Genomic DNA, 13,631 nt, shown 5'->3' with positions numbered 1-13,631 from the left:
TTACTTATTTTTTAATTTTGAAATAAAATGTACTACCTACATTTAACTGAGAGTCTACCCATATTGAGCCATCGTGAAGTTTTACAATTTTCTCACAGTGTGCAAGACCGACACCAGTACCTTCATATTTATGCTGGGTGGATGCTCGACCAAAAATTTTAAAAACATGGTCAAGATCTTCTTCGGCTATACCTATACCATTGTCGTTAATCACAAAGGTCCAGTACCCTTCATCTTCAAAAGATGAAATACGTACTACAGGACTTACATCTGGCTTTGAATATTTAAGTGAGTTACCTATTAAGTTCTGGAACAATAATCTCAATTCCGTATTATACGCCTGGATAGTAGGCATTTTACTAAGGTGTATTTTACCTCCGCACTCCCTCAGTCTTTTACCGAGATCGTATTTCACAATCTCTAGAAGTTCTTGAACATTTACTTCCGTACGCTCTAGCTCTTGCCCTATGCGGCTATGCTCAAGAAGTCCTTTGATTTGGTTTGCCATTCTACCCGCTGCACCATAGATGTAACCTAAGTATTCGGCAGCCTTAGGGTCCAGATCATCTCCAAATTTCTTTAGAATAACATCACTACTAAAGCGTATCGTACCCAAAGGTTCTTGTAGGTCATGTGAACATATAGATACAAACTGTTCTAGGTCTGTATTAATGCGTTGTAACTCTTCATTCTTATCATACATTAACTGCTGTGCACGCTGCAAATCTGATATGTTTATTAAGGTAGAACGCGAGTACGAGTTACCTTCTTCTGGAATCACCAGCTCAGAATTAAGAATAATAGGAATCTCGTTACCTTCTGTATCTATAAGGGTCATTTGCTCACCTTCTATCACTCCAGTTCTTTGAATCTCATCCAAGAGACCAAGGCCTTTAGCCTTAGAATCATCTGTGTAGAAATCAAATATACGCCTTCCTACAACTTCGCTACGAGAATTTAAGCCAAGCGTCTCGATGAAAATTTTATTACATTCTACAATACGTCCTGTAGAAGGATCTACACTAACGTGCATCACAGGATCATTTTCATAAAAATCTTTAAACTTCTGCTGGCTTTCTTTTAATTTCTTTTGTGAATCCACCGTTTTGGTAATGTCTACAAAGGTGATTACAGATCCTTCTATTTTATTAGTCCCTGTATAAAAAGGAGAAATACGTCGTATATAAGAGCGTCCACCTTTTTTATCAATTTGTGTTTCATTTACCTCACCTTTACTCATCACAGTTTCAATCTTACTTCTAAGTGACGATTTTCTCCCTGTTCCTAACTGGGTTAAGAAGTGATCTATAGGTCTCCCTACATCTTGCTTCATTAACTTGAAATGTTCTTTTATGGAAGGTGTAAATTTTCTAATTGTAAGTTGCCTATCTAGGAAAATTGTGGCTATCTGAGTACTATTAAGAATATTGTCCATATCTGCATTAAGCAATGCGAGATCATCCATTTTTTCAATATGCTCCACATTTACAGTATGCAACTCTTCATTTACACTCTGCAACTCCTCGTTTGTGCTCTGCAATTCTTCATTTGAGGCAAGCAACTCTTCATTGAGCGTTTGTAGTTCTTCATTACTAGTCTCTGCATCCTCTAGCGCTTTTTTAAGCTCTCCTCTTGTTTCTTCTATCTCGTCTATAAGGTCTTTAATACGCTCGTCTGGAGCTACTGCAAGATTCATTGTACCACGAGCTACAGCTGCATCTGGGTTTAATTCCTTTTCAATAAAGGTGACTACATAGTTACAGTCACTCGTGTTATTTTGAAAAACAGGCTTTACCAATACATTAACAACGGTATCTGCACCTGCCTTTGGGGTAATCACGTCGTTGTAAATAAAGTCTTTTTTAGAACGCTTTGCTTTTCTCGCAGCCGAGTTTACTGCCGTTTTCAAATTATCAGGAAGCATCTTTAGTAAGTCTAAAGAAAAACCGCTCTCTGGTAATTGTGCATACTTAGAAAAAGAACCTAAAGCATCTAGTACTTTAAAGTCTGCATCTACATATACGCTAGCAGTATCAAATTGAGATAAAAGCACATTGCTTATACTCATTTTTATATCGCTAGTAAATGTTTCTTTCTTGTGAATTACCGTTTTTTTCTGCTTTCGCGAAAGCATGAAGTTACTCTTATCTGCATTTGAAGTAAGTAACTCACTATGCAATCTCTCCGATGGGTGTATATTTTTAAAAATTTTAAGCTTCCCGTTGATTGTCTCAAAGGAATTACGCAATGCAGTTATAGACTCACTTGAACCCAAAAACAAAAATCCATTAAGTTTCAATGCGTAGTGTAATGTATGCAATACCGCTGTTTGCACCTCTGGCTTTAAGTAAATCAAAAGATTACGGCATGAGACCATATCCATATTTTTAAATGGAGGGTCTTTTAAAATATCATGATTAGAGAAAATAATTTTCTTTCTAAGATCTTTAGCAACCTTATATTCTTCTCCATCTTTAACAAAGTACTTCTGTAATTTACTAGGAGAAACACTCTGAACGATTGTATTACTAAAAACCCCTTGAGATGCAAGTGCTATGTGCTCTTCAGAAATATCTGTAGCAAATATTTTGAGCTTTATATCCTTTTCCTGACGATCTATTTCTTCTTGAAAAAGCATCGCCATTGAATATGCCTCTTCTCCTGTAGAGCAAGCCACATCCCAAACTTTTATAGTATCTCCATCCCTTTTATTTCTTACAATACCTGGTATGGTCTCCGCTTCTAGCAAATTCCACGCGTTTGTATCTCTAAAAAATTTTGTGACTCCTATTAAAAACTCCTTATATAACACAGAAACCTCTTCTGGATGAATTTTGAGATATGCTATATATTGATCAAAACTACCCATTTTAAGGTTTTGCATACGCCTTTCTGTTCGTCTCAGAATCGTAGGACGCTTGTAATAATTGAAATTTATATTTGTATTAGTATGGAGTATATTTAAGATGGAACGCAAACGTTCATTATCTTCTGTAGAAATATCGTCCTTAAAATTAAACGCATCCTCATTATTAAAATAGCGATGTATTTCATCTATCATTTCTCCTGCTGGCACAATATAGTCTACATCACCACTATTTATAGCGCTTGTAGGCATCCCATCAAAGCTAGCCTCATCTGGCTGTTGTACAAGTACGACTCCTCCATGTTCTTTGATAGCTTGAACGCCTTTTGTACCATCACTACCTGTACCACTCAATATAACGCCTACGGCTTCCTTTCCATAAGCTTCTGCAAGGGAACTCATGAATAAATCAATAGGAAGATTGAGCGTTTTGGCTAATGGTTTGTCTAATAATATGAGGTGCCCATTTTCAATAATAAGATTCATTGAAGGAGGTATCACATAGATATGACTCCGCTTTATTTCAGAGTCATTAGTAACGGCAACAATAGGAACATTTGTTTTTTTAGACAGCAATTCGGCCATGAGACTTTTATGGTCTGGAGACAAGTGCTGTATAATTATATAACTGTAATCGTAATTTTCGACTACATTATTAAAAAAAGCATTGAGTGCCTCTAGGCCGCCAGCACTGGCTCCTACAGCTACAATAATATGCTTCTTATTTTGTGTGTTCTTCAAAAAAGTAGGGGTTAAAAACTAAAAAATTTCATAAAAAAAGAATTCGAAGATATGCTTAATATCTCAAATTAAGTTTTGTTTAAGAAATTTACGATTAAATATTAACATTTTGTTTATGTTAAAAGGAAATCAAAAGAAATGCTCGCACTTTTGCCTAAAAGCGTTTAATATTTGTTCAATACAGCACGTTCTAGTCCCATTACATAAATTAAAAGACTAAAAACTCTACCTAGTTACAGCAAGTTCTAGGTACGTTTAGCAACTACTGAGTTGAGGAGCATTCATATCTGTTCATATTCATTATTAAACTTACAAGCTCCTGCAAATCTTCTTATATTTTGATAAGTGATTTCGCAAGACGCTTTTCATATCTATATAGTAGCTTTAAATAATGAATGGTTAATGGTTATCATATGTTGCGATACCCTAAGACATGGTGTTGCTTCAAATACATCTATAAAGTGTAAGAATTAGTACGCTTTCGCGAAAGCATAAATAGTCTAATGAGCATTTATCTCAACACGAAATACCGAACCCCATCTAAGCAATGTGATTAGTTATATTAAAATAAAAAACCCGTTCAGCATTGCTGAACGGGTTTTAAAATTATTAAAGCTTTTGTTTCTTAAAAAATTAAAAAACTCAAACTACATACTAGTTGTAATTCACTTCTTGCTTTTCAGTCATCATATTCTCAAGATCTTCTTTGCTTCCTACGAGTATATTATCGTAACGACGCATTCCCGTTCCTGCTGGAATTTTATGACCTACAATAACATTCTCTTTAAGACCTTCTAAGTAATCAATCTTACCGCTTACAGCAGCTTCGTTCAATACTTTTGTTGTCTCTTGGAATGATGCTGCAGAGATAAATGACTTAGTCTGTAACGATGCTCTTGTAATACCTTGAAGGATAGGAGAAGCTGTAGCTGGACTTACATCGCGAGCTGTAACTTGATTCTTATCTTCTCTTCTAAGTAAAGAGTTCTCATCGCGAAGCTCACGTGGTGAAACGAGTTGACCTGGTTTAAGGCTCTCAGATTCTCCTGCATCTTCTACGACTTTCATACCGTACATTGCATCATTTTCTTCAATGAAGTCTGCTTTGTGTACCAATTGATTCTCTAGGAAAATAGTATCTCCTGGATCTTGTATACGTACTTTACGCATCATCTGGCGCACAACAACTTCAAAGTGCTTATCGTTAATCTTCACCCCTTGTAGACGATATACTTCTTGTACTTCGTTTACTAGGTACTGCTGTACTGCAGACGGCCCTTTGATATTAAGAATATCATTAGGTGTCACAGATCCATCAGAAAGTGGCATACCTGCGCGTACATAATCATTTTCTTGAACTAGAATCTGATTAGATAACTTCACTAAGTACTTCTTGATTTCTCCAAGCTTAGACTCTACGATTATCTCACGGTTACCACGTTTGATTTTACCGAATGAAACCACACCGTCTATCTCAGATACTACTGCTGGGTTAGATGGGTTACGCGCTTCAAACAACTCAGTTACACGTGGAAGACCCCCTGTAATATCGCCAGCCTTTGCAGACCTACGAGGTATTTTTACAAGAATCTTACCTTCTTTAATTTTATCCCCATCATCAATCATAAGGTGAGCTCCTACTGGTAAGTTGTAAGAACGTAGCGCGTTTCCTTTGCTATCCTCAATAATCAATGTTGGTATCTTCTTCTTATCTCTAGATTCAGATATTACTTTTTCTTGGAAACCTGTTTGCTCATCTGTTTCTACACGGTATGTAATACCTTGCTCAATAGACTCAAACTTAATTTTTCCAGCAAATTCTGAAATAACTACACCGTTAAATGGATCCCACTTACAGATTACATCTCCAGCTTTCACTTTATCACCAGAGCTGGCAAATATTTGTGAACCGTAAGGAATTGTATTTGTACTTAATGTGATACCCGTTTTAGGATCAGATACTTTTGCTTCAGATGTACGAGAGATTACGATTTGAACATCGTTTCCTTCGTTATCTTGTCCAGTTACAGTTTTAAGATCTTCGATCTCAAGTAGTCCAGGGAATTTAGCTGTTACACTAGAATCCTCAGACACACCTCCTGCTACCCCTCCTACGTGGAACGTACGAAGTGTAAGCTGTGTACCTGGTTCTCCAATAGATTGTGCTGCTACTACTCCTACAGCTTCACCCATTTGCACCGTTTTATTGGTTGCTAGGTTACGACCGTAACATTTCACACAAATTCCTTTCTTAGCCTCACAAGTAAGCGCAGAACGAACCTCTACAGTTTCTATTGGTGCAGCACCTATAAGATCTGCTATGTCATCATCAATCTCAACACCAGCCTCAACGATTACCTCGTTTGTAAGTGGATTAATTACATCATTTAATGATGTACGTCCCACGATACGTGCGCTTAGTTTCTCAATGATTTCTTCGTTTTTCTTAAGAGCTCCTACTTCTACACCTCTTAACGTACCACAATCTGTGCTATTAATAATAACATCTTGTGACACATCTACTAGACGACGTGTTAAGTAACCTGCATCTGCCGTTTTAAGAGCGGTATCTGCAAGACCTTTACGTGCACCGTGCGTAGAGATAAAGTACTCAAGAATTGAAAGACCTTCCTTAAAGTTAGAAAGAATAGGGTTTTCAATAATGGCACCACCTCCATCGTTAGATTTTTTTGGTTTTGCCATAAGACCACGCATACCAGTAAGCTGACGAATCTGCTCCTTAGATCCACGTGCTCCAGAGTCAAGCATCATATACACCGAGTTAAACCCTTGTTGATCCTCACGAATACGCTTCATAGAAAGCTCCGTAAGAGTCGCGTTTGTTGATGTCCATACATCAATAACTTGGTTATAACGCTCTGTGTTAGTAATAAGACCCATGTTATAAGATCCAGTAATACCTTCAACTTGCTCGTTTGCATCATCAATCATTTCCTGCTTCTCCTTCGGGATAATAATATCTCCAAGAGAGAATGATAGTCCACCGCGGAATGCAAATCCATAACCCATCGTTTTGATACGGTCAAGGAAATCTGCTGTTACAGGTACACTAGTCACTTTAAGAATACCACCGATAATATCACGAAGAGACTTCTTAGTCAATACTTCGTTAATATATCCAGCTGCTTCTGGCACTGCTTCATTAAATAGCACACGACCTACAGTCGTCTCCATTACTTTATAAACAAGCTCTTTATTCTCATTAAAATCCTTAGCACGTATTTTAATGATAGCATTAATGTCTACACGCTTTTCATTGTAGGCAATGTTTACCTCTTCTGCAGAGTAGAAAGTGATTCCTTCTCCTTTTACGTGAAATTCCGGAGTCGATTTTCTGGCCTTTGTCATATAGTAAAGACCTAATACCATATCCTGAGAAGGTACTGCTACTGGAGCACCGTTTGCAGGGTTTAAGATATTATGAGAAGCAAGCATTAATAGCTGCGCCTCAAGTATCGCTTCAGGTCCCAATGGTAAGTGTACTGCCATCTGGTCACCATCAAAATCGGCGTTAAATGCTGTACATACTAATGGGTGTAACTGTATTGCTTTACCTTCAATAAGTTTAGGCTGGAAGGCCTGTATACCTAGACGGTGAAGCGTAGGAGCACGGTTAAGGAGGATAGGATGTCCTTTAAGAACATTCTCTAAAATATCCCAAACTACTGGCTCTTTTTTGTCTATTATTTTCTTTGCAGATTTTACTGTCTTTACAATCCCACGCTCAATAAGCTTACGGATTACAAATGGCTTATAAAGCTCGGCAGCCATTCCTTTAGGAATACCACATTCAAACAATTTAAGCTCAGGTCCAACAACAATTACAGAACGTGCTGAATAATCCACACGCTTACCAAGTAAGTTTTGACGAAAACGCCCTTGCTTACCTTTTAAAGAATCAGAAAGAGACTTTAATGGTCTGTTAGAATCTGTTTTTACTGCAGATGACTTACGTGTGTTATCAAAAAGTGAATCTACAGATTCCTGTAGCATACGCTTCTCATTACGTAAAATTACCTCAGGAGCCTTGATTTCCATCAATCTCTTAAGACGGTTGTTACGTATAATTACACGACGGTAAAGATCATTTAAATCTGATGTTGCAAAGCGACCTCCATCTAGTGGTACTAGTGGACGTAATTCTGGTGGAATTACAGGTACAACCTTCATAATCATCCACTCAGGTTGATTCTCACGATTCTTGTTAGAATCACGAAGTGCTTCTACAACTTGAAGACGTTTAAGCGCCTCCGTTTTACGTTGTTTAGACGTCTCATTATTTGCCTTGTGACGTAACTCATAAGAAAGCTCATCAAGATCAATTCTTTTAAGAAGGTCGATCAAACATTCAGCACCCATTTTGGCGATAAATTTGTTTGGATCCTCGTCATCAAGATATAAGTTTTCTTGAGGAAGACTATCAAGTATATTTAAATACTCCTCTTCTGTTAAGAAATCCATCTTGTTAAGTTCCTCACCTTCTTCACTCTTTGCAATACCTGGTTGTATAACCACATAACGCTCGTAGTAAATGATCATATCTAATTTCTTAGATGGAAGACCAAGTAAGTAACCTATTTTGTTAGGTAACGATCTAAAGTACCAAATGTGTGCAACAGGAACCACAAGATTAATGTGTCCCACGCGATCACGACGTACTTTCTTTTCTGTTACTTCAACACCACAACGATCACACACGATCCCTTTGTAGCGTATTCTTTTATATTTACCACAAGCACACTCATAGTCCTTTACAGGACCAAAAATACGCTCACAGAACAACCCGTCACGCTCTGGCTTGTGCGTACGGTAGTTTATTGTTTCCGGCTTTAAAACTTCTCCTCTTGATGCCCCTAGAATAGATTCTGGAGACGCAAGACCGATCGAGATAGCATTAAACTTCGGCTGTTGTACATTATCATTATTTCTTGCCATAATTCTGTATATGTCGAATTAATTATTGTTGTGAATGGTTATTGTTACGCTTTCGCGAAAGCGGAACCTAAAAAGACTCCGCTTTCCAAAAACCATTTACTTATTCTCTAGACGAATGTCTAGTCCCAGTCCTTTAAGCTCATGCATCAATACGTTGAAAGATTCAGGAAGTCCCGGCTCTGGCATAGGCTCTCCTTTTACAATACTTTCATACGTCTTAGCACGACCAATCACGTCATCAGATTTTACAGTTAAGATCTCACGCAATGTTGCCGAAGCTCCATATGCCTCAAGAGCCCAAACTTCCATCTCACCAAAACGTTGACCTCCAAACTGCGCCTTACCTCCAAGAGGTTGTTGCGTAATAAGAGAGTATGGTCCGATAGAACGCGCGTGCATCTTATCATCTACCATGTGTCCTAGTTTAAGCATGTAGATAACTCCTACTGTTGCTGGTTGATCAAAACGATCTCCCGTACCTCCGTCATATAAGTAAGTATGTCCAAAACGTGGAATACCTGCCTCATCAGTAAGTGCATTAATCTGATCTAGTGTAGCTCCATCAAAAATAGGCGTCGCATACGTTCTTCCTAATTTTTGACCAGCCCATCCTAATACCGTTTCATAAATCTGCCCGATGTTCATACGAGATGGTACACCAAGTGGGTTAAGAACGATATCTACTGGAGTTCCATCCTCAAGGAATGGCATATCCTCTTGACGAACGATACGAGCAACAATACCTTTGTTACCGTGACGTCCTGCCATTTTATCACCTACTTTAAGCTTACGTTTTTTAGCAATGTACACTTTTGCAAGTTTGATGATACCAGCTGGTAATTCATCTCCTACAGAAATTGTAAATTTCTCACGACGTAAGTTTCCTTGTAGATCGTTTTCTTTAATCTTATAGTTGTGTAATAAATCTGCTATAAGCGTGTTAGTCTTGTCATCTGTAGTCCAAGTACCTTGTGTAAGGTGCGTGTAATCTTCTACAGAGTTAAGCATCTTAAGTGTGAATTTCTTTCCTTTAGGAAGAACTTCCTCACCTAGATCGTTCATAACACCTTGAGCAGTTTTACCGTTTACTAGCTTAAATAATTTTTCAATTACTACAGCTTGTAAATCGTCAAACTTATCGTCATACTCATTTTCAAGAACAGCGATGTCTTCTTTATCCTTTGCACGCTTGCGCTTATCTTTTATTGCTCTTGCAAACAATTTCTTATTGATAACCACACCATGTAAAGAAGGAGAAGCTTTAAGAGAAGCATCTTTTACATCACCAGCTTTGTCTCCAAAGATTGCACGTAAAAGTTTTTCTTCTGGAGTAGGATCAGATTCTCCTTTTGGAGTAATCTTACCTATTAATATATCTCCAGGTTTTACCTCTGCTCCTATACGGATCATTCCGTGCTCATCAAGATCCTTAGTAGCTTCCTCAGAAACGTTAGGGATATCATTAGTAAGCTCTTCGTTTCCTAACTTAGTATCACGCACATCAAGAGAATACTCATCAATGTGAATAGAAGTAAAGATATCATCACGTACTACCTTTTCAGATATTACGATTGCATCCTCAAAGTTATATCCTTTCCAAGGCATGAAGGCAACCTTCATGTTACGTCCTAGTGCAAGCTCCCCTTTCTCGGTAGCATACCCTTGACATAATACTTGACCCTTTTCCACTCTATCACCTACTTTTACAATAGGTTTCAAGTTGATATTTGTTCCTTGGTTCGTTTTACGGAACTTAATAAGGTTATATGATTTAGAATCTTCGTCAAAGCTAACTAAACGCTCATCTTCAGTACGATCATACTTGATAGTAATCATGTTTGCATCTACATACTCAACAGTACCCGCACCTTCTGCGTTAATAAGTACTCTAGAGTCTGTAGCTACTTGACGTTCCAGACCTGTTCCCACGATAGGCGCATCTGCCATAATAAGTGGTACTGCCTGGCGCATCATGTTTGATCCCATCAGTGCACGGTTTGCATCATCATGCTCCAAGAATGGAATAAGAGATGCAGATATAGATGCAATCTGGTTAGGAGAGACATCTGCATAGTGTACGGTATCAGGATCTACAACAGGAAAATCTCCTTCCATACGTGCAATTACTTTTTCTTCAGTAATTGCCCCGCTATCATCCATCGGGTTGTTTGCTTGTGCAATTAACATCCCTTCTTCCTCCTCTGCACTTAAATAAAGTGGTTCAGATTTTAGATCGATTTTACCGTTTTCTACTTTTCTATATGGAGTCTCAATGAATCCCATGTTATTCACCTTTGCATATACCGCAAGAGATGAAATAAGACCAATGTTTGGCCCCTCTGGTGTTTCAATTGGACATAATCTTCCGTAGTGAGTATAGTGAACATCACGTACCTCAAATCCAGCACGCTCACGAGATAGACCTCCAGGTCCAAGAGCAGAAAGACGACGCTTGTGCGTTATCTCTGCAAGAGGATTGGTTTGATCCATAAATTGTGATAACTGGTTTGTTCCAAAGAAAGAATTAATAACAGAGGACAATGTCTTTGCATTAATCAAATCAATAGGAGTAAAAACTTCATTATCACGAACGTTCATACGCTCACGAATAGTACGAGCCATACGTGCAAGACCTACACCAAACTGTGCAGATAATTGCTCACCAACTGTACGTACACGACGGTTTGATAAGTGATCAATATCATCAATCTCTGCTTTTGCATTGATCAACTCAATTAAATACTTAATAATGGTAATAATATCAAGCTTAGTAAGCACTTGCTTATCCATCTCAATATCAAGACCTAATTTTTTATTCATTCTGTAACGACCTACTTCACCTAAGTTATAGCGTTGGTCTGAGAAGAATAATTTATCAATAATACCACGTGCTGTTTCCTCATCTGGCGGTTCAGCATTACGTAGTTGTCTATAAATATGTTCAACAGCCTCTTTTTCAGAGTTTGTTGGATCCTTTTGTAGTGTATTATGGATAATAGCATAATCTGCCTGCTGATTATCTTCTTTGTGAAGTAACACAGTTTTAGCTCCAGCTTCAAGAATTTCTTCTACGTGCTCTTTTTCTAATACAGTATCACGGTCAAGCACAATCTCGTTACGCTCGATAGAAACAACTTCACCAGTATCTTCATCTACGAAGTCTTCATGCCACGTGTTAAGAACACGTGCAGCAAGCTTACGACCTAAATATTTTTTTAAGCCTGTTTTAGAAACTTTTACTTCCTCTGCAAGGTCAAAGATTTCAAGGATGTCTTTATCTCTTTCAAAACCGATTGCGCGGAAAAGTGTAGTAACAGGTAATTTCTTTTTACGATCGATATATGCGTACATAACGCTATTAATATCTGTCGCAAATTCTATCCAAGATCCTTTAAAAGGAATTACTCGGGCAGAATATAATTTTGTCCCATTTGCGTGGAACGATTGTCCAAAGAAAACTCCAGGTGAACGGTGTAGTTGAGAAACAACAACACGCTCTGCGCCATTGATCACAAATGTTCCGCTAGGAGTCATGTATGGAATTGTACCTAGATATACATCTTGTACAATAGTTTCAAAATCCTCGTGCTCTTCGTCAGTACAGTATAATTTTAGACGTGCCTTTAAAGGCACACTATATGTAAGACCACGCTCAATACACTCTTGAATAGAGTATCTTGGTGGATCAACGAAATAATCTAAAAACTCGAGTACAAAGTTGTTACGAGTATCTGTAATTGGGAAGTTCTCGAGAAAAGTATTATAAAGACCCTCATCACCTCTCTCATCAGACTTTGTTTCCAGTTGGAAAAAATCTTGGAAAGACTTTACTTGAATATCCAAAAAGTCTGGATAATCAGGTCTATTCTTTACCGATGAGAAACTGATTCTTTCTCCTTGTTTTGCATCTTGCATCATCAACGAACGGAATTTGATTAGAACTAAACTTGCCCCTTAGCAAGTTTAAATATGATTTATTATGTACGATTAAAATCAAGTAAATATCGAGTTACAAAAAAGGTAACCATCTTATACGACAAATGGTTTAGGTATAATCGTACTTCCGAAGAAGTACAATTAACCTAAACCTTTATCTAGTTATTATGGTAAGCTTACTTAAGCTCAACCTCTGCACCAGCTTCTTCTAATTGAGCTTTAAGTGCTTCAGCTTCGTCTTTAGAAACACCTTCCTTGATAGGAGATGGTGCATTATCTACAAGCTCTTTTGCATCTTTAAGTCCAGCTCCAGTTAATTCTTTTACAAGTTTAACTACAGCAAGTTTAGAACCACCAGCAGCTTTAAGGATCACGTCAAATTCTGACTTTTCCTCAGCAGCTTCAGCTCCAGCTCCAGCTGGTCCAGCTACTACTGCAGCAGCAGCAGGCTCGATACCGTATTCATCTTTTAAAATAGTAGCTAACTCGTTTACTTCTTTTACTGTAAGGTTAACTAATTGTTCTGCGAAATCTTTTAAATCTGCCATTTTCTATCGTTTTTGAAAATTGTAATTGTTATATAATAAATAATAGTGCGTACTGCTTATCCTTCCTTTTCAGAAAGGGTTTTGATAATACCAGCGAGTTTACCTCCACTTGACTTAAGAGCGCTAACAACGTTCTTAGCAGGTGATTGAAGCAATCCAACGATGTCTCCAATAAGTTCTTCTCTAGATTTGATATTTACCAGACTATCTAGTTGGTCATCTCCAACATAAATAGCTTCTTCAATAAATGCTCCTTTTAATAAAGGCTTATCAGATTTCTTACGAAATTCCTTAATTACCTTAGCAGGTGCATTACCCGTCTCAGCAAACATGATTGCAGTGTTTCCTTTTAATACACTTGGAAGTTCTGCAAAATCCTTGTCTGATGCCTCCATTGCCTTTGAAAGCAATGTGTTTTTAACTACTGCTAGACTAACTCCTGCTTTAAAACATGCACGACGTAAATTAGAAGTCGTACCTGCATCTAAACCAGATATATCTGCAAGATAAATATGTACATTATCCCCTAACTGCGCAGTTAAATCTTTAATTACTATTGATTTTTCTTCTCTTGTCATAATTTA

The 13,631-nt window shown here is 37.7% G+C and carries 5 protein-coding genes; all 5 read right to left on the bottom strand.

The features are described 5' to 3' along the window. Positions 1–4: 4 nt before the first annotated feature. The 5 genes from ACJJVW_RS11235 to rplJ all read right to left on the bottom strand — a co-directional run bounded on the left by ACJJVW_RS11235 (position 5) and on the right by rplJ (position 13,625). A complete protein-coding gene (locus ACJJVW_RS11235; protein ID WP_405251922.1) occupies positions 5–3,607 on the bottom strand; it encodes a CheR family methyltransferase in 3,603 nt (1,200 codons plus the stop codon). Positions 3,608–4,261: 654 nt separating this feature from the next. Further along, positions 4,262–8,563 carry a DNA-directed RNA polymerase subunit beta' gene (gene rpoC, locus ACJJVW_RS11230; RefSeq protein WP_339847052.1) on the bottom strand — a complete coding sequence of 1,434 codons (4,302 nt, stop codon included), beginning with the start codon at positions 8,561–8,563 and terminating at the stop codon, positions 4,262–4,264. 96 nt (positions 8,564–8,659) lie between these two features. Then, positions 8,660–12,481: a DNA-directed RNA polymerase subunit beta gene (gene rpoB, locus ACJJVW_RS11225; RefSeq protein WP_013749858.1), complete on the bottom strand. Its 3,822-nt coding sequence runs from the start codon at positions 12,479–12,481 to the stop codon at positions 8,660–8,662. A 194-nt stretch (positions 12,482–12,675) separates the two neighbouring features. Then, the gene (gene rplL, locus ACJJVW_RS11220) at positions 12,676–13,047 is read right to left on the bottom strand and encodes a 50S ribosomal protein L7/L12 (RefSeq protein ID WP_035334247.1); all 372 of its coding nucleotides are present in this window, start codon (positions 13,045–13,047) and stop codon (positions 12,676–12,678) included. A 56-nt stretch (positions 13,048–13,103) separates the two neighbouring features. Then, positions 13,104–13,625: a 50S ribosomal protein L10 gene (rplJ, locus tag ACJJVW_RS11215; RefSeq protein WP_108878175.1), complete on the bottom strand. Its 522-nt coding sequence runs from the start codon at positions 13,623–13,625 to the stop codon at positions 13,104–13,106. Between the last annotated feature and the right edge of the window lie 6 nt (positions 13,626–13,631).

Origin of the sequence: Dokdonia sp. Asnod3-C12, assembly GCF_045063975.1 — a bacterium.
Classification (GTDB): Bacteria; Bacteroidota; Bacteroidia; order Flavobacteriales; family Flavobacteriaceae; genus Dokdonia.
Note: the sequence above shows the minus strand (reverse complement) of the source record. Positions and strands in the feature narration are given on the sequence as shown.